The sequence below is a fragment of the Corynebacterium sp. CCUG 69979 genome (genome assembly GCF_024454095.1).
Taxonomy (GTDB): domain Bacteria; phylum Actinomycetota; class Actinomycetes; order Mycobacteriales; family Mycobacteriaceae; genus Corynebacterium; species Corynebacterium genitalium.
Genome location: NZ_JAGPZA010000004.1, coordinates 140,768 through 164,379, shown reverse-complemented (window position 1 = coordinate 164,379; position 23,612 = coordinate 140,768). Strand labels below are relative to the sequence as shown.

Annotated in this window: 20 protein-coding genes and 1 pseudogene; 9 read left to right on the top strand and 12 right to left on the bottom strand. The window is 63.6% G+C overall.

What is annotated here, in order from left to right; translation table 11 throughout:
* Positions 1-119 precede the first annotated feature (119 nt).
* The 6 genes and pseudogenes from pgl to KBX18_RS04410 all read right to left on the bottom strand — a co-directional run bounded on the left by pgl (position 120) and on the right by KBX18_RS04410 (position 8,064).
* Positions 120-848, bottom strand: coding sequence for a 6-phosphogluconolactonase (gene pgl, locus KBX18_RS04435; protein WP_255994957.1), 729 nt, complete (start codon positions 846-848; stop codon positions 120-122).
* Positions 849-893: 45 nt separating this feature from the next.
* Positions 894-1,829 (bottom strand): glucose-6-phosphate dehydrogenase assembly protein OpcA, encoded by a 936-nt coding sequence (locus KBX18_RS04430; protein WP_255994956.1) that lies wholly within the window; start codon positions 1,827-1,829, stop codon positions 894-896.
* Positions 1,830-1,855: 26 nt separating this feature from the next.
* Positions 1,856-3,394: a glucose-6-phosphate dehydrogenase gene (zwf, locus tag KBX18_RS04425; protein WP_255994955.1), complete on the bottom strand. Its 1,539-nt coding sequence runs from the start codon at positions 3,392-3,394 to the stop codon at positions 1,856-1,858.
* A gap of 135 nt (positions 3,395-3,529) precedes the next feature.
* Entirely contained in the window at positions 3,530-4,630 is a 1,101-nt protein-coding gene (gene tal, locus KBX18_RS04420; protein WP_255994954.1) for a transaldolase, read from the bottom strand.
* 25 nt (positions 4,631-4,655) lie between these two features.
* Complete coding sequence (gene tkt / locus KBX18_RS04415; RefSeq protein WP_255994966.1) at positions 4,656-6,797, bottom strand: transketolase; 2,142 nt, start codon at positions 6,795-6,797, stop codon at positions 4,656-4,658.
* 151 nt (positions 6,798-6,948) lie between these two features.
* Positions 6,949-8,064: pseudogene (locus tag KBX18_RS04410) on the bottom strand (CapA family protein).
* Between the two features lie 217 nt (positions 8,065-8,281).
* Between KBX18_RS04410 and KBX18_RS04405 the strand changes: the two are divergent.
* Positions 8,282-9,232 carry a heme o synthase gene (locus tag KBX18_RS04405; RefSeq protein ID WP_255994965.1) on the top strand — a complete coding sequence of 317 codons (951 nt, stop codon included), beginning with the start codon at positions 8,282-8,284 and terminating at the stop codon, positions 9,230-9,232.
* 6 nt (positions 9,233-9,238) lie between these two features.
* On the opposite strand, the gene KBX18_RS04400 is transcribed toward KBX18_RS04405, so the two are convergent.
* From KBX18_RS04400 to mptB, 5 genes are all read right to left on the bottom strand, one after another.
* The gene (locus KBX18_RS04400; protein ID WP_255994953.1) at positions 9,239-10,204 is read right to left on the bottom strand and encodes a quinone oxidoreductase; all 966 of its coding nucleotides are present in this window, start codon (positions 10,202-10,204) and stop codon (positions 9,239-9,241) included.
* A gap of 49 nt (positions 10,205-10,253) precedes the next feature.
* Positions 10,254-11,297 carry a heme A synthase gene (locus KBX18_RS04395; RefSeq protein WP_255994952.1) on the bottom strand — a complete coding sequence of 348 codons (1,044 nt, stop codon included), beginning with the start codon at positions 11,295-11,297 and terminating at the stop codon, positions 10,254-10,256.
* 82 nt (positions 11,298-11,379) lie between these two features.
* On the bottom strand, positions 11,380-12,150 hold the full coding sequence (locus tag KBX18_RS04390) for an ABC transporter permease (protein ID WP_005290067.1): 771 nt from the start codon (positions 12,148-12,150) through the stop codon (positions 11,380-11,382).
* Between the two features lie 4 nt (positions 12,151-12,154).
* Positions 12,155-13,063, bottom strand: a complete 909-nt coding sequence (locus tag KBX18_RS04385; RefSeq protein WP_255994951.1) for an ABC transporter ATP-binding protein — start codon at positions 13,061-13,063, stop codon at positions 12,155-12,157.
* A gap of 5 nt (positions 13,064-13,068) precedes the next feature.
* Positions 13,069-14,727, bottom strand: a complete 1,659-nt coding sequence (gene mptB / locus KBX18_RS04380; protein WP_255994950.1) for a polyprenol phosphomannose-dependent alpha 1,6 mannosyltransferase MptB — start codon at positions 14,725-14,727, stop codon at positions 13,069-13,071.
* Positions 14,728-14,841: 114 nt separating this feature from the next.
* On the opposite strand from mptB, the gene KBX18_RS04375 reads away from it, so the two are divergent.
* The 8 genes from KBX18_RS04375 (at position 14,842) to KBX18_RS04340 (ending at position 22,837) form a co-directional block, all read left to right on the top strand.
* The gene (locus tag KBX18_RS04375) at positions 14,842-15,540 is read left to right on the top strand and encodes a metalloregulator ArsR/SmtB family transcription factor (RefSeq protein ID WP_255994949.1); all 699 of its coding nucleotides are present in this window, start codon (positions 14,842-14,844) and stop codon (positions 15,538-15,540) included.
* Complete coding sequence (sufB, locus tag KBX18_RS04370; RefSeq protein WP_040423696.1) at positions 15,533-16,978, top strand: Fe-S cluster assembly protein SufB; 1,446 nt, start codon at positions 15,533-15,535, stop codon at positions 16,976-16,978. Before KBX18_RS04375 ends, sufB begins: the two co-directional genes overlap by 8 nt.
* The gene (gene sufD, locus KBX18_RS04365) at positions 16,979-18,160 is read left to right on the top strand and encodes a Fe-S cluster assembly protein SufD (RefSeq protein ID WP_005290078.1); all 1,182 of its coding nucleotides are present in this window, start codon (positions 16,979-16,981) and stop codon (positions 18,158-18,160) included. It begins immediately after the preceding gene.
* Between the two features lie 31 nt (positions 18,161-18,191).
* Positions 18,192-18,947, top strand: coding sequence for a Fe-S cluster assembly ATPase SufC (gene sufC / locus KBX18_RS04360; RefSeq protein ID WP_005290079.1), 756 nt, complete (start codon positions 18,192-18,194; stop codon positions 18,945-18,947).
* On the top strand, positions 18,948-20,204 hold the full coding sequence (locus KBX18_RS04355; protein WP_005290081.1) for a cysteine desulfurase: 1,257 nt from the start codon (positions 18,948-18,950) through the stop codon (positions 20,202-20,204).
* Positions 20,205-20,226: 22 nt separating this feature from the next.
* Complete coding sequence (gene sufU / locus KBX18_RS04350; protein WP_005290083.1) at positions 20,227-20,676, top strand: Fe-S cluster assembly sulfur transfer protein SufU; 450 nt, start codon at positions 20,227-20,229, stop codon at positions 20,674-20,676.
* Between the two features lie 71 nt (positions 20,677-20,747).
* The gene (locus tag KBX18_RS04345) at positions 20,748-21,176 is read left to right on the top strand and encodes a metal-sulfur cluster assembly factor (protein WP_040424440.1); all 429 of its coding nucleotides are present in this window, start codon (positions 20,748-20,750) and stop codon (positions 21,174-21,176) included.
* Between the two features lie 32 nt (positions 21,177-21,208).
* On the top strand, positions 21,209-22,837 hold the full coding sequence (locus KBX18_RS04340) for an ABC-F family ATP-binding cassette domain-containing protein (protein WP_255994948.1): 1,629 nt from the start codon (positions 21,209-21,211) through the stop codon (positions 22,835-22,837).
* A gap of 3 nt (positions 22,838-22,840) precedes the next feature.
* On the opposite strand, the gene KBX18_RS04335 is transcribed toward KBX18_RS04340, so the two are convergent.
* On the bottom strand, positions 22,841-23,584 hold the full coding sequence (locus tag KBX18_RS04335; protein ID WP_255994964.1) for a glutamine amidotransferase: 744 nt from the start codon (positions 23,582-23,584) through the stop codon (positions 22,841-22,843).
* Between the last annotated feature and the right edge of the window lie 28 nt (positions 23,585-23,612).

Below are 23,612 nucleotides of genomic sequence, written 5' to 3'. Positions count from 1 at the left end.
ACCTTATTCAAGCCCGATTTACACAGCCTGATCAGCAGATACACTGAAAATCAGACACACATTCTGCTACTTAACCCACAAAGGCCGGGAATGATCCCGGCCTTTTCTGCTGTCTGCGCCTAGTTCGTGGATTCGCCGTAGGCGTCGTCGGTGACGAAGAGGGTGGTCTTGGCCAGCTCCGGGACGCGGCTGACGGGCCACTGCGGAGTCGGGGAGTCCTTCAGCAGGGCAGCGGTGGCCTCGGCTTTCTCGGAGCCAGAAACGAGGAGCCAGACCTCCTCGGCGCGTGAAATGCCCGGGTAAGTGAGGGTCAGGCGCTCGGCCGGCGGCTTCGGCGAATCGGTGACGGCGACGACGAGCTTTTCGGTCTCATCGAGCTGCTCCGAGTTGGGGAACAGCGAGTTGACGTGTCCGTCGGGTCCCATGCCCATCAGGTGCAGGTCGAAGCCGTCGGGGGCGTGCCTGCGGATGGCATCCTCGTAGTTCCAGGCCGCTTCATCGAGCTGCCCGCTGCCCGGGCGGTACCCGTGAATGTGCGCCTCCGGAATATTGACGTGGTTGAGCAGCGCGTAACGCGCCTGGCCCTCGTTAGAGTCCGGGTCGTAGACGGGCACGTTGCGCTCATCGCCGAAGAACACGTGGACGCGGGTCCAATCGATCTTCGCGCGGACGAGTCGGGATAAGAGCTTGATGCCGGCGCCACCGCCGGTGAACACTACGCGCGCGATCCCGTCCCCGTGCACCCCACCGGTGGGGGTAGACACGATGGTTTCGATGGTCTCGACGAACTGGGTGGATGCTTCGTCGATAAGCACATCGAGATTGGGGACGTTCCTGACGGTAGTCATTGTGATCGCTCCTTGAAAGCCTTGAAAAACAGCTCGTCTTCGACTCTAGACAACTTTAACGTTGGGCAGAGACTTGAGTGCTTGAGAGTACGCCCAGTCGGGGTCAAGGTGGCGCAGCTCCTCCGCGAGACAGTCGGCGTCGCTGCGCACGCTCATGGCCACGAAGGCTTCTGCAACGCCCGGGATCTTCACGCTCAGCGTCTTGTCGTCCTTGATTTCGACCTTCACAGGCCCGGAGTCACGGTGCAGGGTCAGACGGCGGATAGGGAACAAGCGTGACGGCTCTGAAGCCGACTGCTCGCTCGCGATACGCCGCACCTCAACGCCGAGAGAGGCGGAGAGCCAGCCGGCGGCGATATCGACACTCGGGTTGTCGTCCGGGCCGTCAATGTCGACGGAGGTGACCGGGTCACGCGGGTACGCGTCGAACGCGGAGGCCACCACGCCGCGCCAGTGGGTGATGCGCGACCACAGCATGTCCGAGTCCCCGGGCGCGTAGCCGTTCTTCAGACGCAGCAGGGCGTTGCCGCTAACGTTTTCGCGGACGTTGGTAATGCGGCGGTGCGCGATGCGGCCGAGCGGGTGCTCACTCGGGCGCGCCGGCGCCGTCGACGGCCACCACGCGACAATCGGGGTGTCCGGTAAGAGCAAAGGCGTGACGACGGAATCGAGGTTCCGCGCGAGCTCGCCGTGCAGGTCCATCACGACGATCTCGGAGGCCCCGGCGTCCGCAGCCAGGATGGCCTGCGCATCGAGCGAGGATGGGCCGTCAACATTGCCGGTGATGAGCATGAGCACACGCGAGGGGTGCTCATGGGAAGCCACGCGCACCTGGTCGAGGATGGACTCGACATCATCGTTGATGTCGGCAACGACGATGAGGGTGAGCACGCGGCCAGTAGCCAACGAGTGGTTCTCTTGCGTGTCCAGGAGAAGCTTGGCGATGTCCCGGGTGGACGTATCGGAGAGGGTGACGTACATGGTGTTCCTTCTCTGGTTCTTTCCTGCTAGGGGCGGCGCCAGGTGCGGCCGGTAGCGTGCATCATCTCATCGGCGGATGACGGACCCCACGTGCCGGCGGGGTACTCGTCCGGGCGGCCGTTTTCAGCCCAGTAGTCCAGGATCGGGTCGAGGATCTCCCAGGAGCGCTCGACCTCGGCGGAGGTGGGGAAGAGGCCGGTTTCGTCGAGAAGCGCGTCGAGAATGAGGCGCTCGTAGGCTTCCGGCGACTCCTCGGTGAACGCTTCGGCGTAGGAGAAGTCCATGTTGACGTCGCGGACCTCCATCGTGGAGCCGGGCACTTTGGAGCCGAAGCGCAGCAGAATGCCCTCGTCCGGTTGGACACGGATGACCAGGGTGTTTGCGCCAAGCTGGCTGGTCAAGCCAGGATCGAACGGCTGGTGCGGGGCTTTCTTGAACACGAGGGCGATCTCCGTGACGCGCCGGCCCAAGCGCTTGCCTGTCCGGAGGTAGAACGGTACGCCCGCCCAGCGTCGCGAGTTGATGCCCAGGGTGCAGGCAGCATATGTCTCGGTGGTGGATTCCGGGTCGAAGCCCTCTTCCTCGCGCAAGCCGACGACCTGCTCCGAGCCCTGCCAGCCAGCGGTGTACTGGCCGCGGGCCGTCGTCTCTTCAAACGGGCCAATGGGCTTGGTGGCGCGCAGGATCTTCAGCTTCTCGTAGCGCAGCTGGCGCGGCGAGAAACTGACCGGCTCGTCCATAGCCACAAGCGCCAAAAGCTGCAGCAGGTGATTCTGGATCACGTCGCGGGCAGCGCCAATGCCGTCGTAGTAGCCGGCACGGCCGCCCAAACCGATGTCCTCGGCCATGGTGATCTGCACGTGGTCGACGTAGCGCGAGGACCAGATCGGCTCGAACAGCTGGTTGGCGAAGCGGAAGGCGAGGATGTTCTGAACGGTTTCCTTGCCCAGGTAGTGATCGATGCGGAACACCGCGCGTTCCGGGAAGACAGAGTTGATCGTCTCGTTGAGCTCCTTGGCCGATTCCAGGTTATGGCCGAACGGTTTCTCAATGATGACGCGGCGCCACTGCTCGTCCGTTCCGTGGGCCATGCCGGTGCGGTCGAGCTGGTTGACCACGTTGGCGAAGTACTCGGGCGGCACAGAGAGGTAGAACGCCCAGTTGCCGGCGGTGCCACGCGTGGTGTCCATCTCTTTGAGGAGCTCGGCCATGTTGTCGAAGGCCTGATCGTCATCGAACGCACCCTGGACAAAGTGCATGCCCTCAGCGAGCCGGTCCCAGACGTGCTCGTCGAAATCGGTGCGGGCTCCTTCTTCGACCTGCTCGCGCACGTAGGACTCGAACTCTTCCTTCGACCACGGCCTGCGGCCGAAACCGACGAGAGTGAAGCCGGCGGGCAGAAGACCGCGGTAGGCCAGGTCGTAGATGGCGGGCAGAAGTTTGCGCTTAGCTAGGTCGCCGGTCACGCCGAAGATGACCATGCCGGACGGTCCCGCGATGCGGGGCAGGCGCCGGTCGGCGCGGTTACGAAGAGGATTGGACCATTCGGGTGCCGGTTCCGTCATGGCTGGCGGACCTTTCGTGAGATAAGCGGAAAGGTTGCTCCCCAGTAGAAGGGGAGCAACCGTTGAGCCGTGGTGCCGGCCCGGGCGACTTTCATTCATTAAACCTTAATCGCCAGGGCCGGATGAAGGTTTCGGTTATTTTAGATTCTCGAGCATGGAGTCGAGGAGTTCCTGCCATGCATCGACGAACTTGTCCACGCCTTCCTTCTCCAGCACGCGGACCACATCGGCGATGTCGATACCGACGGTTTCGAGCTGGTCGAAGACCTTCTGCGCGTCCCCAACTGTCCCGTTAAGCGTGTCGCCGGAGACGTTGTCGCCCTCAATCGCAGCGTCAATCGTCGGCTCTGGCATGGTGTTGACGGTGTCGGGGCCGGCAAGCTGCGTGACGTACATGTCTGCCGGGTAGGCAGGATTCTTCACGCCTGTCGACGCCCACAGCGGGCGCTGCTTGTTCGCACCGTCCGGCAATTCAGCCATGGCGGCGTCATCGAAGGAGTCGAGGAATAGCTGGTAGGCCAAGCGAGCGTTAGCGATGCCGGCTTTGCCCTTGAGCTCCTGCGCTGCGTCGGCGTGCTCGTCGCTGATGGCGTCGAGGCGGTTGTCCACCTCGGTGTCCATGCGGGAGACGAAGAAGGACGCTACGGAGTGGATCGTGGACACGTCGTGGCCGTTCGCCGCAGCCTGCTTGATGCCCTCCTTGTAGGCGTCGATGACCTGCTTGTAGCGCTCGACAGAGAAGATGAGCGTGACGTTGACGGAGATGCCCGCCGCCAGGGAAGCGGTGATGGCCGGCAGGGATGCGTCCGTTGCGGGAATCTTGATCATCACGTTCGGGCGGCCCACCATCTCCCACAGCTCGGCAGCATGGGAGACAGTTCGCGCCTCATCGTCGGCGTGGCGCGGGTCCACCTCGATGGACACGCGGCCGTCACGCCCGCCGGTGGACTCGTAGATGTCAAGGAAGAGGTCGCAGGCGTCCTGCACATCCTTGATGGACATGGCGTAGACGGCCTCATCTACGCCGGCTTTGCCCTCCCTGAGCTGCTGGATGTGCTCGTCGTAAGCGTTGCCCTTGGACATCGCGTTGGCAAAGATCGCAGGGTTGGTGGTCACGCCGACGATGGACTTCTCAGCCTTGATCTGCTCCAGGTTGCCGGAGGTGATGCGGTCGCGGGAGAGGTCGTCCAACCACGTGGAGGTGCCCAGCTCGAAGAGGCGGTCGATTGCGGTCATGGTTGTTCTCCTTAGTGGTGGTGGCTTAGATGTTGTCGCCGCGGACGCGGGTGCGCTGCGGGTCAGCGGCGGAGTCTGCGGGGCCTGCGGATTCGGCGCTGGCGGATGCAATGGATTCGCGCGCTGCTTCAATGACGGCGTCAGCGGTGATGCCGAAGCGCTTGAACAGCTCGTCACCGGGGGCGGACGCGCCGAAGTGCTCGAGCGAGACGTTGCGTCCGTGGTCACCGGTGAAGCGGAACCATGGCATGGACACACCAGCTTCGACGGAGACGCGGGCGCGCACCTGCGGCGGGATCACGGAGTCGATGTACTCGCGATCCTGCTGCAGGAACCACTCCATCGACGGCATGGACACGACACGGGCGGCGACACCGTCGTGTTCCAGCTGGCTAGCAGCTTGAACAGCGAGCTGCACCTCGGAACCGGTCGCGATGAGCAGGACGTCCGGGGTCTCCCTGGAGCCTTCAACGAGCACATAAGCGCCGCGGGCCACGCCCTCGAAAGCCTTCTCCTTGGTGCCCTCTAGAACGGGGAGGTTCTGACGGGACAGGGCGAATGCCTTCGGCTGCTCGTCAGCCTCGATGGCGGCCTTCCACGCAGCGGACGTCTCGTTCGCGTCGGCCGGGCGGATGACTGCCAGGTCCGGGATGGCGCGCAGGGCGGTCAGTGTTTCCACCGGCTGGTGGGTCGGTCCGTCCTCGCCAAGGCCGATGGAGTCGTGGGTGAACACGTAGTAGCCGTCGATGCCTGACAGAGCCGCGACGCGGATGGAGGGGTAGAGGTACTCGGAGAAGATCAGGAAGGTGCCGCCGTAGACGCGGGTGCCACCGTGCAGGGCAATACCGTTCATGATCGCGCCCATGGCGTGCTCACGGATACCGAAGTGCAGGTTACGGCCGTAGGGCTGCGCGGTGAACATGTCGGTGGAGATGGATTCCGGGCCGAAGGACGGCTCTCCCTTGATCAGGGTGTTGTTGGAGCCAGCCAGGTCGGCCGAGCCGCCCCACAGTTCCGGAAGCGTCGCGGCGACAGCCTGGATGGAGGCCTCGGATGCCTTGCGGGTAGCCAGGCCCTTCGCGTCGGGTTCCCAGGTAGGCATGTCGTCGGCCCAGCCCTCAGGCAGGCGGCGTTCGGTCACGCGGTCGTAGAGGGCCTTGTTGTCAGGGTTGGCGGAGGCCCATTCGTCGAAACGCTTTTGCCACTGCGCGTGCGCCTGTGCACCGCGCTGGGCCAGGCCGCGGGTGTGGTTGATCACCTTCTCCTCGACGCCGAACATGACCTCCGGGTCGAAGCCGAGCACCTTCTTGGTGGCCGCGACTTCCTCAGCACCGAGGGCGGCACCGTGCGCGGCACCAGTGTTCATCATGGTCGGGGCGGGGTAGCCAATGACCGTCTTGACGCGGATCATCGTCGGGCGAGAGGTGTCGGCCTTCGCCTCCTCGACGGCGGACAAGATGGCAGCGACGTCCTCGCCGGACTCAACGGTCAGGGTCTGCCAGCCGTAAGCCTCGTAGCGGGCCATGACATCCTCAGTGAAGGCGATCTGGGTGTCGTCCTCGATGGAGATGCGGTTGTCGTCCCAGAAGGCAATGAGGTTACCCAGCTTTTGCGTGCCCGCCAGAGAGGAAGCCTCAGAGGTCACGCCCTCCTGCAGGTCACCGTCGCCGGCGATGACGTAGATGAAGTGGTCAAAGGGGGACTCGCCCGGCGCGGCGGACGGGTCGAAGAGACCGCGCTCGCGGCGCGAGGCCATCGCCATACCCACTGCGGAGGCCAAACCCTGGCCCAGCGGGCCGGTGGTGATCTCCACACCGGCGGTGTGGTTGTACTCGGGGTGGCCCGGGGTCTTGGAACCCCAAGTACGCAGGGAAACCAAGTCCTCGATCTCAAGGCCGAAGCCGCCCAGGTACAGCTGGATGTACTGGGTCAGGGAAGAGTGACCGTTGGACAGCACGAAGCGGTCGCGGCCGACCCAGTGCGGGTCAGCTGGGTCGTGCACCATGACGCGCTGGTAGAGAGTGTATGCCAACGGCGCCAGCGACATGGCCGTTCCCGGGTGGCCGGAGCCGCAGTTCTCCACTGCGTCTGCGGCCAGCACGCGCACCGTGTCCACGGCGCGGGTGTCGGTGTCGGTCCAGTCCTCCGGGTAGCGGGCCACAGTCATGGCCTGCAGCTCCTCGGGCAGGTGTGCGGCGTTGTCAGAGTTCTCGGAAGTCACTATGTCCTCGCTTACCGGGGGTTCGGGGTGATTACTCCACACCACACTAGTGGCAATCATTGCGCCGGTCGCAGGTGGGACCGGGGTTCGCGCGCGGTTAGTCCAAGTAGCCGACCACCTCGACGTCGGTGTAGTGGTTCATCATCCGCTCGATCACGGCTTTGGAGGCGGCGGGGTCGACGTGGGGCAGCGAGTCAGCGTCGGCAAGCGGAATCACTTTGAACTCAGGCGTGTGCGGCATACCCATGTTGTATGTCGGCATGAACCGGATTGAATCCAGCGTCAAGGTGCCATCTTTGCGGCGGGTGATGGTGTATTCACCGATGCCGCCATACTTCGTCTCCTCCGCGAATTGTCCGTGCAGGATGTTTCCGTGACCCCACCAGACACCTAGGCCCGGCTCGTTGTCGGGGTAGCGCTGGAACGGTTCAATCACATGCGGGTGCCCGCCGAGCACAAAATCCGCTCCAGCATGGCGCGCGGTGTCGGCGGTGTCGATTTGGTACTGCACGGGGAAGGACTCGTATCCCTCGCCGGCGTGCATGATCACGATGAGCACGTCGACGTCTGGCCGCAACGCAGCAATGTCCGCACGCATGAGTTCGGGGCCAATGAGATTGACCGACCACTCAGCCCCTTCCGGCACCGGGATGCCGTTTGTACCGTAGGTGTAGGACAAGAACCCCACCTTCAAACCGTTGCGGTCGATCACGCGCGGCGTGGCACGGTCCTCAGGTGAGCTGTAACTGCCCACATACAGCATTCAGCGTTCACGGAGATTGCTTGTCGACGTTTGCAGCCCCTCCAACCCACGATCCAGCGAGTGGTTCGAAGCGTTGTTGACTATGTCCACGCCTGCCCCTGAGAGTGCGTCGACGACTTCCGGGGGTGAGTTGAAGGCTGGGTACCCGGAAAGCAAGAGTTCTTCTCCGGCGACGGGGACCTCCATGTTCGCCGTGGTGATGTCGGCGTTTTGCAGGTACGGGCGCACGGGGTCGAGCATTGGCGCAAAGTTGTAGCCGGTCCCGCCCGCACGGTTCGCCGCGTCGGCGTAAACCTCTTCATGGGGGAGGATGTCGCCAATGGAGCGGATCGTGATCGACGCCTCGATGTCGTCTTGCTCTGGAAGCGCCGCAGCGGTGTCCTCACCAGAGTCTGCCGGTATAGAAGGGGAGGACTGCACGGCTTGATCAACGAGGCTGCAGGAGCTCATTGTTGCGGCGGAAACCATGGTGATAGCGGAAACCACGGTGAATGTGACGCGGCGGGACATGCATTTCAATTTATCAGTATGTGATTTCCGCCCGCATGCTTTCCAGCGGTACGATATCCGGGTGTTTGCGGGGATCCCGGGAACTTCTGCGCTGACATTGCCGACTAGTTCTCTACTGGTTCGGCCCCGGGAGGAACCATCCCAGAGCGAATCCCCGCTGTGTGAAACGTGTGTTGTTGAGGAGTATTTGTTGGAGACCATCAAGGCGTATTTCGCGTTGACGAAGCCGAGGGTCATTGAGCTCTTGCTGGTCGCCGCCATCCCGGCAATGCTGCAGGCGGACCGTGGTGAAGTCCACGTTCTGCTCATCCTGGCCACCCTCTTCGGTGGCTGGATGGGGGCCGGTGCGGCAAACACGTTCAACATGGTCGCCGACTACGACATTGACCAGAAGATGGGGCGCACCCGTGCCCGCCCGCTGGTCCGCCACACGGTGACGAAGGAACGCGCCCGAGTTTTCGCATGGGCGCTGCTGATCCTGTCGGTTCTGTGGCTGGGGCTGGTGTGCAAGTCCTGGTTGGCCGCGTTCTTCATCATCCTGACCAACTGGTTCTACATCTTCGTCTACACCAAGTGGCTCAAGCGCAAGACCTGGCAGAACGTCATCTGGGGCGGCGCGGCCGGCTGCATGCCGGTCATGGTCGGCTGGGCTGTCATCCGCAGTAATGTTTCCGACGGTAGCCCGGACCGATGGTGGCAGGCGGTCGTGCTGTTTCTCATCATCTTCTTCTGGACACCGCCGCACACGTGGGCCCTGGCCATGAAGTACAAGGACGACTACGCCCGTGCGAACGTACCGATGCTACCTGTCGTCGCCAGCCCGGAAGAAACCACGAAACAGATCCTCATCTACTCGTGGCTGACCGTGCTCATCTCGCTGGCACTCGTCCCGGCGACATCCTGGATTTACCTCGCAGTCGCTGCACTGTCCGGGGCGGCCTTCCTGCTCATGGCCACGCGCCTGCACAACGCCATCAACCGTGGCGAAGACGTCAAGCCGCTCAAGCTGTTCATTTTGTCGAACAACTACTTGGCAGTGCTCTTCCTCGGACTGTCCGTCGACGCCATCCTCGGTTTACCGACGATCGCGGAACTCTTCCCCGCCTAAGCGCCGCTAATCGGCCACTTTCAACACGACGGAGCCGGTCGTGCTGCGGGATTGAAGGTCGTGGTGGGCGCGGGAAGCGTCGTCAAGCGCGTAGGGCTCGTGGACGCGGATGTTGAGCGCTCCCTCCTCAACCGCGCGCACGACGGCTTGCGCGCGCATCCGGAACTCGTCGTCGGTCGCGGTGTACGCGCCAAGCGACGGACGGGTGAGGAAGATCGAGCCGTGCTTGTTCAATAGCTGCGGGTCAAACGGCTCCACCGGGCCTGACGCGGCGCCGAAAAGGCAGACCAAGCCGCGTGGGCGGACCGCCTCGAGCGATTCCTGGAAGGTGTCTTTGCCCACGCCGTCATACACCACGTCGACCCCACGGCCAGCGTTTCGCCGCCGCACGGTTTCCGCCAAGCCCTCGCTGTAACGGAACACCTCGGTGGCACCAGCGGCGTAGGCGAGTTCTTCTTTCTCATCAGTGGACACCACGGAGTAGACCGTCGCGCCTTGGGCGTTAGCGAGCTGGGTCAACAGCAACCCCACCCCACCCGCGCCAGCCGTCACCAGCATAGAATCGCCCTGCTGGGTGTCGCGCACCCCGTAGAGCAGGTAGTGGGCGGTCATGCCCTGCAGCAGCATCGAAGCGGCAACCTCGGGTGAAATCGAGTCCGGTACGGCGACGAGGCGGGCGCGGTCCACGCAGACCTTTTCCGCGTAGGACCCTTCCGCGGAGTCCCAGGCGACAACAGTGCCGTCGGCGATCTCACCGCGCGGGTCGTGGATGACGCGGCCGCAGCCTTCCTTGCCCGGAATGAAGGGCAGCTCGCTGTGGTAGATGCCCTCGCGGAAATAGGTGTCAATGTAGTTGACACCCGCGTAGAGCACCTCCACGAGAACCTGATGGTCCTGTGGTGTGGGGTCCGCTGTCTCGACGACCGTGAGGACGTCGGGGCCGCCGTGCTGGGTGATCTGGATAGCCTTCATGGCTCCAGGCTACGTGCCGCCCGGCGCTGCGGGGCCGGTTCACCCCGTTTTAGACGGCGGCAGCGGTGCTTGGGTCGCTGGGGTCGCTGGGGTTGCCGCTGGGGCCGCGGGCGTCCCGGATCGCGAGCGTATTGTGCTGGTGCGGCTCAAGGAGGGGAAGCCGGCGGCTGCCGTGGCTGTACAGGAACGCGCTGTAGGCCACCACCACAGAGGACATGATGATGTGCATGGGCACCGTCCAGCGCGGCACACCCAGGTAGAACTGGCCCACACCGATGGCCCACTGCACGACGATCATGGCCACGAGCACCAACGCGGTGTTGAACGCGTCCTTCGGGGCGTTCTGGCGGCGCAGCATGTAGACAGCGATGAGGGTGAACACAAAGTAGATGTACATGCACGCCGCGTGCACGTACGCGAGTAGCTGCGTGTCGATAGCCAGGCGACCTTCCATTCCCACACCGGAATCGCCGGAGTGCGGGCCGGAACCGGTGACCATCGTGCCGGTCACCAAAACGAGGCACAGCGCGACCGCAGCGACGACGACCAAAGAACGGGTAGCGGGGGAGAAGCGCTCGGTGGGTGCGACATCGTCAGGCTCTTTAATGCGCATGTAGAGAACAGCAGCGATCCAGACGAGCAGCATCGACGGCAGGAAGTGAATGGCTACAGACCACCACCGCAGGTCAAGCAACACCGAGATGCCGCCGATCACGGCCTGCAAGACGACTCCAAGACCGGAGAGCACGGACAGCACGATGATCGAGTTGCGTCGACCAGCCTTCATGACAGCCCAGAACACCAGGATCGTCGTTGCGACCACTACGAATGTCAGGGTGCGGTTGCCGAACTCGATGACCTGCTGCACCCACGGCGCCGCACCCGGCACCGGGAACAACGAGCCCTCGTGGCACAGCGGCCACGTGTTGCAGCCCAACCCAGAACCGGTGACGCGCACGAGTGATCCAGTGAAGGTGATCCCGCCCTGCGCGATGAGCATGATGAGCGCGAAGATGCGCTGAGTCCTGACCGACGGCACGTCGCGGATCTTCTCACGGAATGCCCGATTGTCGTCCTGGGTTGTCGTGCTCACGTCGCGCCCTTCTCCTTTGCGGTACCAGTGCTGCTTTGATCATCTACTTTTCGCGGCACCAATGTCTAATCTGGCCCGCTCTTTATCCGTCGAAACGGAACCACCGGATAGTTCCCAAAACCGCCAAAATTGTCCAAGCAGACAGCGACATCCACGCGGTGAGGTAGATAGTGCCGTTCAACGCGCCGGTCATCGCGCTCGCGAGCGCCACGGTGGGCACCACGTCCCACACCCCAGGCGAGCCGAGGAGCCCGGCGTAGACGACCCACCCCAGCACGGCGAGCAGTAGCAACCAGATCAGGTTCGCGCTGGCAAGCACGCTTTCCGATGACTGCGTGCCCCCCAACAGTAACCCCAACGCCGTGAACGCAGTGACACCGATGAGCAGAGTAAGCAACCCCAGCAACGCGCCGCCAACGGAAACCCGCCATCCTAAGAACAGCGCGATTGCGCCGAGCACGAGAATCTGCACTACCACGGTAGACAGCACGCCGATGACCTTCCCAGCGATGATTGTCCACGCTGGCACGCCTGAGGCGCCCGTTCGTTTGAGTGCCCCGTAGCGGCGGTCAAACGCCAACGCGATGGCTTGTCCGGTGAACCCGGCGCCGGCCGCGGCGATGGAGAAGACCATGGGGACGAGTTCATTGAGGGTGACATTGTCGCCTAAGACGGGCACGAACACGGCACCGATGAGGATGGCTGCCGGCACGATGAGGTTGAGCAGCAGTTGCTCTCCGTGGCGGAGCATGAGCTTCGACTCGATGCGGCCTTGCGCTGCCGCCATCGCCGCGGCGCTCGCCCGCTGCGGAGCCGGGGTGAAGGTGCCGGGTGGGAAATCGGTAGTGGTCATGGTGTCAGGCCCTCAACTCTCTTCCCGTGAGATCCAGGAAGACGTCCTCCAAACTGCGGCGGCGTGTGCCCATGGAGCTGATCAGTACTCCCTGCCGTGCGGCTTCACTCGCTACGGCGGCGATGATCTTTGGCGTGGGTGCGGCAATGAGCTGGTACAACCCTGGCTCCACCTCTTGCAGGTCGGGGAGAGCAGCCACGTCGAGGCTGCCAACAGTGCGCACTTCGAGCGTTTCAGAAGCGCCTTCGGCAATGAGTTCGGTAGGGCTGCCTTCTGCGATGACCGCGCCTTGGTCGACGATCACCACGTTGTCGGCCAACTCTTCTGCCTCGTCCATGAGGTGTGTGGTGAGGATGATGGTCACGCCGTCGCGGCGCAAAGCGCTGATGAGCTGCCACACGGTGCGCCGTGACTGGGCATCCATGCCGGCGGTCGGCTCGTCGAGAAAAACGAGCTCAGGGCGCCCGATGAGCGCCAGCGCAAGCGATAGGCGTTGCTGCTGGCCGCCCGAGAGCCGCCGGTACGTCGTCGATGCCACTGACCGCAGGCCGAGGACGTCCATGAGCCATTCGGGATCGAGTGGATCTGCGTTGTAGGAGGCGGTGAGATTGAGCATCTCCTTGACGCGAATGCCGGAGTAGGAACCGCCGCCTTGGAGCATGATGCCGATGCGCTCGCGCACCTTTTCTGGCTCTGTTTGCGGGTCCATCCCCAATACGTCGATCGAGCCGGAAGTAGGGGTGGTGAATCCTTCACACATCTCAATCGTGGTGGTCTTGCCAGCGCCGTTCGGGCCGAGCAAGGCGAGCACTTCGCCGCGGCGAGCAGCAAAGGACATTCCATTGACAGCAGTGGTGCTGCCGAAAGTCTTCACCACGTTGCTCACACGCAGGGCAACCTCATCTGTACTCATTGCCGTCAGTGTAAGACTTTGCTGCCCCGGGCCTTTAACCACCCACACGCCATCAGCGCGAGAATCAGCGCCGAAACGATGAGCAATGAGTAGATAGTCACTACGGTCCCCGCTGGGAGGGCGAGCCCCCGCGGCAGTACGAGGAAACTGAAAACCGCCGAATACCCAGCTACAGCCACCCGGAAGAACCTGCGGTTGGCCCAGGCGGCAAGCGGCATGATGCCCCACAGCGGGTACCAGGGATGAACAACAGGGAAAAGAAGCACGAGGACGAGCGTGGCCACGCCTAACCCCCCAACGGGGTGAATCGTGCCCTTGAACGTCGCCCACAGCATGCGCACGCAGAACGCGACTGCGACCACCAACCCCACGGTGCGAGCAATGGCGAGTGTCGCTTCAGAATGGTCGCCCAAGCCCAGTAGCTGGGCGAAGAATGCGGAGATCACGCCGATGTCGGTGGTCAGTGAGAGCCAGCTGCGTATTGACGCGGCACCGCCCTGGCCCGTCACCCAACCCAGCCCGATGCGAGTGGCCACGGTGACAGCGGCGATCGTGGTCACCATGATGAGCGTCTGCACTGCAGCGGCTTTGGCGATGCCGGTCCAGCCACCCCACCGGCGCGCGAGCGACATGCCGACGAAGCCGAGCGCGAGGAAGCCGGGCACTTTCACCATGCCGGCGCACGTGATCAACGCACCCGAAACGACCAGCAACACGACGCCCCGACGTTTCACCAGGCCAGCATTGAGCGCGTCAATGCCGCGCAGACCTAGTTCCAGACCGATGAGCAGGATGCCCATCATCACGGCCTCATTATGGATCCCGCCGACCAAGTGGAGAATCACCAAAGGGTTGAGCACGCCCATCCACACCGCCACCGCACCGGAAACGTTGCAGCGGCGAGCAAGCGCCACGACGCCCCACGCTGCGGCCGCAACACCCGCTAGTGACACCAGCCGGTGACACACGACACCCCAGAACACCGAGTCGCCCGTGAGGATGGAGATTCCCGCCGAGATCCCCAGCGCCACCGGTCCGTAGGGGCTGGGCGATTCGGCCCAAATGAACGGCACGGAACGCGCCAGCGGGTTCTCTCGCCCGAGCAGCTCCACAGGCCCTGCGGAATAGGGGTCCATGCCCTGTGCGACGATCGACCCCTGCGCGAGATAGGAATAGATGTCCTGCGTGAACAGGGGAGCGGTGAACACCAGGGGCGCCACCCAGACCGCGAATGTGCGCAGCAGCACCGGCACCCCGACACGCGACGGTCCGCCGGCAGCGCCGACGAAGGTGCCCATGAGCAACCACGCCAGAACAACGAGGGCGACGCCCAGCAGCACAATGCTTGATGATGCCACCATCATCCGCCCCATCAACGCGCCGAAAGGGAAAGAACCGTAGGCGTTGTTGACCACGGGTAGCGCTCCGCCGCCTAAGCCTCCGAGGCCCATGAGTAAAGTGCCGATGACGCCGAGCACGCGCAGGACTTCGAAGCGGTTACGCTCCCACACGCTAGGCTGGACGGAGGGAGTGCCTTCGATCATTCCCGCGTGTAGTTCGGCCGCGTGTAGTTCGGCAGAGCGCGAACCCGGCCGGCCCAAGCGGGGTAGCTCGCCCGTGAAACGGGCAAGCGGTTGCTTGGCAGGAGCGGGACGGATTTTCACACCGGTCAGTGTACAAAACGGCTCCGACACCCGACCCCCGTTGCCGAGCGTGATCGATTTAAGGCACACTAGTGATGTCTAAAGGTGTTGTGAGTTCACGGAAAGGAGACGGCAATGGCAGTCACCCGTTCCACTGACGGCGAGACGCGCCGCCTGATCATGTCCGCGATGCTCACGTCGCGGCCTGTGACCGTCGCCGAACTGGCTGAGAAGGTGGGCATCACGCCCGCCGGCGTGCGCAGGCACCTAGACAAACTGCTTGCAGAAGGTCTGGCGGAACTCGCCGAGGCTGACACAACTGGCCCTGCCACCCGCGGCCGTCCGGCGAAGTATTACCAGCTCACCCGGGACGGTCGTGAACGCAACGGACACGGTTACGATGAGCTCGCACTGGCGGCGTTCGCTGAAGTGGAAGCCCTCGGCGGGCGTGACGCGGTGAAGAATCTCGCCCGGAAACGCGCGGAGAAGGTGCTGGGTGATGTCGCTGGTGAAGGGGACGTCGATAAGCGAACGCGTGATGTTGCAGCCGCTTTCGCAGCCCATGGCTACGCCGCGAACGCGGACAACGTAGGCTCGTCTCTGCAACTGTGCCAGCGTCACTGTCCCATTCATGCGGTCGCCGCCGAATACCCGGAGATATGTGAAGCCGAGCACGAGCTGATCGCGGAGCTCGTTGGAGCCGCTGTGTCCCCGCTGGCGCTCATCGCTAACGGGGACGGTGTCTGCACAGCCCACATCAGCCGCGCTGACGGCACTGCAAGCAATGCCCAAGCTGGAGGAACCCACAAGGAAAGGAGCGGAGACGATGACTAGTACGACTCCCGCACCCGGCCTGGAAAAGCCGATGAATGACGATGAGATTATTGAGTCGATGGGCCCGTACAACTACGGGTGGCACGACTCTGACGAGGCTGGTGCGGCTGCCCGCCGCGGCCTCGACGAGCAGGTCGTGCGCGACATCTCCGCAGCCAAGAATGAGCCGGAGTGGATGCTCGAGCAGCGCTTGAAGGCACTGGACATCTACAACAAGAAGCCGCTGCCGACGTGGGGCCCGGATCTGTCCGGCATTGATTTCGACCAGATCAAGTACTTCGTCCGCTCCACCGAGAAGCAGGCCACCAGCTGGGAGGACCTGCCGGAGGACATCAAGAACACCTACGACAAGCTGGGCATCCCGGAGGCTGAGAAGCAGCGCCTCGTCGCAGGTGTCGCTGCGCAGTACGAGTCCGAGGTCGTCTACCACAAGATCCGCGAGGACTTGGAGGAGCAGGGCGTCATCTTCGTTGACACCGACACCGGTCTGCGCGAATACCCGGAGCTGTTCAAGGAGTACTTTGGCTCCGTCGTCCCGGCTGGCGACAACAAGTTCTCCGCGCTGAACGCTGCTGTGTGGTCCGGCGGTTCCTTCATCTACGTGCCGAAGGGTGTGCACGTGGAGATCCCGCTGCAGGCATACTTCCGCATCAACACCGAGAACATGGGCCAGTTTGAGCGCACGCTCATCGTCGTCGACGAGGACGCGTACGTCCACTACGTGGAGGGCTGCACCGCTCCGATCTACCAGTCCGACTCGCTGCACGCGGCCGTGGTGGAGATCATCGTGAAGAAGAATGCGCGCTGCCGCTACACCACGATCCAGAACTGGTCCACCAACGTCTACAACCTGGTCACCCAGCGTGCCCGCGCCGAAGAAGGCGCCACGATGGAGTGGGTCGACGGAAACATCGGCTCCAAGGTGAACATGAAGTACCCGGCTGTTTGGATGACCGGCCCGAACGCCCGCGGCGAAGTCCTCTCCGCGCAGTTCTGTGGCGAAGGCCAGACCCAGGACACCGGTGCCAAGGTCGTCCACATGGCGCCGAATACGTCCTCCAACATCGTGTCCAAGTCCGTCTCCCGCAACGGCGGCCGCGCAGCCTACCGCGGCCTGGTCCAGATCAACGCCAACGCGAAGAACTCCACCTCCAACATCGAGTGCGACGCACTGCTGGTGGACAACATCTCGCGCACCGACACCTACCCGTACAACGACATCCGCAACGACCACGTCACCCTGGGCCACGAGGCCAAGGTGTCCAAGGTCAGCGAAGAGCAGCTGTTCTACCTGATGTCGCGCGGCATCTCCGAGGAAGACGCGATGGCGATGATCGTCCGCGGCTTCATCGAGCCGATTGCCAAGGAACTCCCGATGGAGTACGCGCTCGAGCTCAACCGCCTCATTGAACTGCAGATGGAAGGATCGGTGGGTTAATTGACCGAGACCGTTACCAAGAAGGAACGCGTCGGCAACGCCACGTTCCACGACAACAAGGGTGACCTGTTCGCCTCCTACGACGTCAACGACTTTGAGGTGCCGCAGGGCCGCGACGAAATCTGGCGTTTCGTGTCCCTGCGCCGCCTGCGTGGGCTGCACAACGGCACCTTCCCGGACCAGGGTGAGGCGCAGGTCAACGTGTCCGGCCCGGCCGAGGTCACTGTCGAGCAGGTGTCGCCTGACGACGAGCGACTCAAGACCACGTCCGCCCCGGTCGACCGCATCGCTGCTCAGGCATGGACCTCCATGCCGCACGCGACGATTGTTTCCGTCCCGGCGAATGCCGAGCTGACCGAGCCAGTGGTCATCACCACCACCGGTGCAGGTCTGGACGTGACCACCTTCTCCGGCCTCCACATCGAGGTGGGCCAGAGCGCGACCGCTACCATCCTGGTGCAGTACGAAGGCTCCGGCACCCACGCCGACAACGTCAACTTCGTCATCGGTGACAACGCGCAGGTCAACGTCGTGGTCGACGAGCAGTGGAATAACGACGCCGTTCACGTTGGTGCGCAGAGCATCGTCTGCGGCCGCGACGCCGTGCTGCGCCACACCGTGGCCACTTTCGGCGGTGAGCTGGTCCGCAACACCCCGCGCGTGAAGTACGCAGGCTCCGGCGGTGACGTCGAGCTGACCGGTGTCTACTACGCCGACGACGGGCAGTACATTGAAAACCGCCTGCTGGTGGACCACAATCACCCGTACTGCCGCTCCAACGTGCTGTACAAGGGTGCACTGCAGGGCGGCAAGGACTCCAAGCTCCCTGACGCCCGCACCTGCTGGGTCGGCGACGTGCTCATCCGCTCCAACGCTTCCGGCACGGAGACCTACGAGGCCAACCGCAACATCGTTTTGACTGACGGCGCACGCGCTGACGCGATCCCGAACCTCGAGATCGAGACCGGTGACATCCCGGGCGCAGGCCACGCCGCCACCGTTGGCCGATTCGACGAGGAGCAGTTGTTCTACCTCAAGTCCCGCGGTATCCCCGACGGCGAGGCACGCCGCCTCATTGTCCGCGGCTTCTTCAACGAGGTTCTCAACCGCATCCCGGTTGAGAATGTGCGCGAAGAGTTGATTAACCGCGTCTCCGGCGAGCTCGAGAACGTCGAACTGTAAACCCTGACCCTTCCAATCTAGAAAGAGCACTATGTCCACGCTTGAAATCAAGAACCTTCACGCTTCGGTCCTCCCGCTCGAGGAGGGGCAGGAGCCGACCCCGATCCTCAAGGGCGTCAACCTGACCATCAACTCCGGTGAGACCCACGCCATCATGGGCCCGAACGGCTCCGGCAAGTCCACTCTGGCCTACACCCTGTCCGGCCACCCGTCCTACGAGGTGACTGACGGTGAGGTGCTTCTCGATGGCGAGAACATCCTCGACATGGAAGTCGACGAGCGCGCACGCGCCGGCCTCTTCCTGGCCATGCAGTACCCGGTCGAGGTCCCGGGCGTGTCCTCCTCGAACTTCATGCGCTCCGCCGTCACCGCCGTGCGCGGCGAGGCACCGAAGCTGCGCGAGTGGGTTCAGGAGCTCAACCAGGCCCGCGACGACCTGAAGATCGACCCGTCGTTTTCCGAGCGTGCTGTGAACGAAGGCTTCTCCGGTGGTGAGAAGAAGCGCCACGAGGTCATGCAGCTCGCCCTGATGAAGCCGAAGTTCGCTGTGATGGACGAGACCGACTCCGGCCTCGACGTCGACGCCCTGCGCATTGTCTCTGAGGGCATCAACCGCTACCAGCAGGAGACCGACGGCGGCATCCTGATGATCACCCACTACCAGCGCATCCTCAACTACGTGCGCCCGGACCACGTCCACATCTTCGCGGACGGCGTGATCAAGCACTCCGGCGGCTTTGAGCTGGCTGAGAAGCTCGAGTCCGAGGGATACGAGGCGTTCGTCTAAATGACGTTTCTTAACCCCGACGGCACGCTCGACGTGGGTGCGGTGCGCGCCGAGTTTCCGATTCTGCACCGCACGGTCCGCGACGACGTGCCGGTGGTCTATTTGGACTCCGGTGCGACCTCCCAGCGGCCTGAGCGCGTCTGGCGCGCAGAGGAAGAGTTCGTGCTGAACACCTTCGCCCCGGTGCACCGCGGTGCCTACCAGCTCGCAGAGGAGGCCACCGACGCTTACGAGTCCGCGCGCGAGAAGATCGCCGCGTTCGTTGGTGCGGAAGGCCACGAGATCGCGTTCACGAAGAACGCGACGGAAGCGCTCAACCTTGTCGCCTTCACGCTTGGCGACGATCGAGCCGGTGACCTTCAAATCACCTCCGACGACACGATCGTCATCACGGAGCTGGAGCACCACGCCAATCTGGTGCCGTGGCAGGAGCTTGCGCGCCGCACTGGTGCGACGTTGAAGTGGTACACGCTGACCGACGACGGCCGCATCGACCTCGATTCTCTCGAGCTCGACGAGACCGTCAAGGTTGTGGCGTTCACCCACCAGTCCAACGTGACAGGCGCAATTCCGGATGTCGCCGAAATTGTGCGCCGCTCAAAGGACGTGGGAGCGCTCACCGTGCTCGACGCGTGCCAGTCCGTGCCGCACCAGCCGGTGGATTTCCACGCCCTCGATGTCGACTTCGCGGCCTTTTCCGGCCACAAGATGTGCGGCCCGTCCGGCGTCGGCGTCGTCTACGGCAAGGGGGAGCTGCTGAATCAGCTTCCGCCGTTCCTCACCGGTGGCTCGATGATCGAGGTCGTGCGCATGGAGGGATCGACCTTTGCGCCTGCTCCGCAGCGCTTCGAGGCTGGCACGCAGATGACCAGTCAGGTTGTTGGGCTTGGCGCAGCTGTCGATTTTCTGAACGAAGTCGGCATGGAGAACATCCAGGCTCACGAGCACATGCTCACCGCCTACGCACTCGAGCGCATGCAGGAGATCGACGGGCTGCGTCTCGCCGGCCCGGCGACGCCGGAGATGCGCGGGGGAGCGGTGTCCTTCACTGTTGACGGGATTCACCCGCACGACATGGGCCAAGTACTTGATTCCCGTGGCGTGTGCATCCGTGTGGGGCACCACTGTGCGTGGCCCGCTCACCGCGGCCTGAACGCCCAGTCCACGGCACGCGCGAGCTTCTACCTGTACAACACCACCGACGAGATCGACGCGCTTGTCAGCGCCATCGGTCACGCCAAGGAATTCTTCGGCTAGCCACGGCGTTCTAGGGAGCACTATGAACTTAGAAGCGATGTATCAAGAGGTCATCCTCGACCACTACAAGAACCCGCAGAACGCCGGCTTGCGCGACCCGTTCGACGCTGAGGTGCACCACGTCAACCCTTCCTGCGGCGATGAGCTGACCCTGCGCGTGCAGCTGTCCGAAGACGGGAACACCGTTGAGGACATCTCCTATGACGCGGTCGGGTGCTCGATCTCGCAGGCGTCGACAAGCGTGCTCACGGAGGAGGTCATCGGCCTGCCTGTCGCGGAGGCGATGAAGAAGCTCGACGCCTTCGAGCTGATGATCACCTCCAAGGGCGAGGAAGAAGGCGACCCAGGAATGATCGGCGATGGCATTGCCTTTGCCGGTGTAGCAAAGTTCCCCGCACGCGTGAAGTGCGCCCTGCTCGGCTGGAAGGCGTTCCAGGCCGCCACGAGCGATGCGCTGAACGAAAAGGAGTAGACATGACCAACCCCACCGACAACACGCTCAACAACGCTGTCGACGAGAACGGCGAGCTCGCCCCGACCGACATGGAGACCGCTCAGGCGGCGCAAGAGGCCCAGGAGGATCAGGAGAAGGACGGATCCTCCAGCTTCGACGGGCCCGGTGAGCGACCCGAGCAGACCGAAGAGCAGATTCAGATTGCCGCTGACGTCGCTGAGTACATGCACGACGTGATTGACCCCGAGCTGGGCATCAACGTCGTCGACTTGGGTCTCGTCTACGACCTGTGGATCGAGGAAGAGGGCGGAAAGAAGACAGCTGTGATCAGCATGACGCTGACCTCGCCGGCGTGCCCGCTGACCGACGTTATCGAAGAGCAAGTCGAAGCTGCCGCTGTCGGCTCCGGCACCGTCGATGCCATCGCTCTGCACTGGGTATGGATGCCGCCGTGGGGTCCGCACATGATCACCGAGGACGGCCGCGAGCAGCTGCGCGCCCTCGGGTTCGCCGTCTAGGTGATTTGACCGCGGGGGTAGAGTGACCCCTTGTGATTGTCACCAACGACCTTGAAGTCCGCGTCGGCGCGCGTACCCTGCTGAACGCCCCTGGCCAGCACCTGCGTGTGCAAGCCGGCGACCGGATCGGCTTGGTCGGGCGCAACGGCGCGGGTAAAACCACGACGATGCGCATCCTGTCGGGGGAGACCGAGCCCTACGGCGGCACGGTGACGCGCTCCGGGGAGATCGGGTACCTCCCGCAGGACTCCCGCGAGGGCAACATTGAACAGACTGCGCGTGATCGCGTGCTCTCGGCCCGCGGGCTCGACCGGATCCGCGCCTCCATGGACTGCCAGCAGGAAATCATGGAGGTCGAAGACGGCGACAAGCGCGATGCCGCGATTTCAAAATATTCACGCCTTGAGGAGCGCTACCAGGCCCTCGGCGGATACGAAGCCGACGCGGAGGCGGCGCAAATCTGCGACAACCTCGGCCTGCCGTCGCGCATTCTCGACCAGCCACTGAAAACCCTTTCGGGCGGTCAGCGCCGCCGCGTCGAGCTCGCACAAATCCTCTTTGCCGCCAATGACGGCGCAGGCAAGTCCACGACGACGTTGCTTCTCGACGAGCCGACCAACCACCTCGACGCCGACTCCATCACCTGGCTGCGCGACTTCCTGTCCAAGCACGAGGGCGGGTTGATCATGATCTCCCACGACGTCGAGCTGCTCGACCAAGTGTGCAACAAGGTGTGGTTCCTCGACGCTGTCCGCGGTGAGGCCGACGTGTACAACATGGGCTTCTCCAAGTACAAGGATGCCCGGGCCGAGGACGAAGCACGCCGCCGCCGCGAACGTGCCAACGCGGAGAAGAAGGCATCTGCTCTGCAGAAGCAAGCCGCCAAGCTGGGTGCGAAGGCGACGAAAGCCGCGGCTGCGAAGCAGATGCTCGCCCGCGCCGACCGCATGATGAATGAGCTTGACGACGTCCGAGTCGCCGACAAGGTCGCCTCCATCAGCTTCCCCGAGCCCGCACCCTGCGGAAAGACACCGCTGTTCGGTAAAGGCCTGACGAAGATGTACGGCTCGCTCGAGGTCTTCGCGGGCGTGGACCTGGCCATTGACAAGGGGTCGCGCGTGGTCGTGCTGGGCACCAACGGTGCCGGCAAGACGACGCTGCTCAAACTGCTCGCCGGTGTGGAGCGCACCGACGGCGAGGGCGGCCTTGTGACAGGCAACGGCCTGAAGATCGGTTACTTCGCTCAGGAGCACGACACGATCGACGGCGACAAGTCCGTCTGGGAAAACACCATCACGGCCTGCCCCGACGCCGGCCAGCAGGATCTGCGCGGCCTCCTCGGTGCGTTCATGTTCTCCGGCGACAAGCTCGACCAGCCGGCCGGCACGCTCTCTGGCGGCGAGAAGACGCGCCTGTCGCTCGCCACGCTCGTCTCCTCCCGTGCCAACGTATTGCTTCTCGACGAACCCACCAACAACCTCGACCCCCAATCCCGCGAACAGGTTCTCGACGCCTTGAAGACCTACACCGGCGCCGTCGTTCTGGTCACACACGACCCCGGTGCCGTTAAAGCCCTCGAACCAGAGCGTGTCATCATCATGCCCGAAGGTGACGAGGACTTGTGGAGCGACGAGTACATGGAGATCGTCGAACTGGCATAGCTCTTATGACCGCTTGAACCGGTCGGCGAAGTTTTCCAGCACACGGTTGTTCGCGTCGTAGTCTCCGGTGTACGCGTCGGCGATCTGGCTCTCGAACGTGTCTGCAGCGGTGTAACCCAGGTGGGCGTACAGACGGAGACGCGACTCGAGGGCTTCCGCGCGCAGCTCGGGGTGGAATTGCGTGGCGTAGACGTTGGCCCCGACCCGGAACATTTGAGTCGGGCAGGCGGCGCCGGTGGCGAGGACGGTGACGCGGGGATCGTCGGGAAGCGTATGGATCGCCTCTTTGTGGCCAACGATCGTGTCGAAGCTGCGGGGGAGCCCCGCCAGGACCGGATCTGTTTCGCCGGCGTCAGTCACCTCGATCTGAACCAGACCTGCCTCCTCGGCGTAGGTGTCACTCAACGTCGCCCCGATGGCCGTGCCGATCGCGCCGATGCCGTAGCAGGCGCCCATGACAGGGAAGTCCCGGTCGATGCATTCAGCGATGAGCGTGCCGATCTCCCGCTCCACCCGCAGCTGCAGCGGCGACTTCATCAACTCCAGATTGTTGAACGGGCTGCCGCCGAGCAGCACGGCTGAATAGTCCTCCAGATGCACCGCGCCGAGCTCCTCCTGTTCCAATCGGCGCTGTTCGATCGCGTCAGCGTCCACCTGCATGGCAGTAGCGAAGCTGTCGCGCTCTTCGGCAGCGGCTTCGTCTTCAGGGCGGGTGCTCAGCAGGAGGAAAGGCAGGTGCGTGCTCACCAGTGTCAATCTAGTCTGCGCGCCGCCG

Bases quoted from the DNA above. Each gene is read 5' to 3' on its own strand.
- pgl (WP_255994957.1), bottom strand. From the start codon at position 848: ATGACTACCGTCAGGAACGTCCCCAATCTCGATGTGCTTATCGACGAA.
- KBX18_RS04430 (WP_255994956.1), bottom strand. From the start codon at position 1,829: ATGTACGTCACCCTCTCCGATACGTCCACCCGGGACATCGCCAAGCTT.
- zwf (WP_255994955.1), bottom strand. From the start codon at position 3,394: ATGACGGAACCGGCACCCGAATGGTCCAATCCTCTTCGTAACCGCGCC.
- tal (WP_255994954.1), bottom strand. From the start codon at position 4,630: ATGACCGCAATCGACCGCCTCTTCGAGCTGGGCACCTCCACGTGGTTG.
- tkt (WP_255994966.1), bottom strand. From the start codon at position 6,797: ATGACTGTGGCCCGCTACCCGGAGGACTGGACCGACACCGACACCCGC.
- KBX18_RS04400 (WP_255994953.1), bottom strand. From the start codon at position 10,204: ATGAAGGCTATCCAGATCACCCAGCACGGCGGCCCCGACGTCCTCACG.
- KBX18_RS04390 (WP_005290067.1), bottom strand. From the start codon at position 12,150: ATGACCACTACCGATTTCCCACCCGGCACCTTCACCCCGGCTCCGCAG.
- KBX18_RS04385 (WP_255994951.1), bottom strand. From the start codon at position 13,063: ATGAGTACAGATGAGGTTGCCCTGCGTGTGAGCAACGTGGTGAAGACT.
- KBX18_RS04375 (WP_255994949.1), top strand. From the start codon at position 14,842: ATGGCAGTCACCCGTTCCACTGACGGCGAGACGCGCCGCCTGATCATG.
- sufB (WP_040423696.1), top strand. From the start codon at position 15,533: ATGACTAGTACGACTCCCGCACCCGGCCTGGAAAAGCCGATGAATGAC.
- sufC (WP_005290079.1), top strand. From the start codon at position 18,192: ATGTCCACGCTTGAAATCAAGAACCTTCACGCTTCGGTCCTCCCGCTC.
- KBX18_RS04355 (WP_005290081.1), top strand. From the start codon at position 18,948: ATGACGTTTCTTAACCCCGACGGCACGCTCGACGTGGGTGCGGTGCGC.
- sufU (WP_005290083.1), top strand. From the start codon at position 20,227: ATGAACTTAGAAGCGATGTATCAAGAGGTCATCCTCGACCACTACAAG.
- KBX18_RS04345 (WP_040424440.1), top strand. From the start codon at position 20,748: ATGGAGACCGCTCAGGCGGCGCAAGAGGCCCAGGAGGATCAGGAGAAG.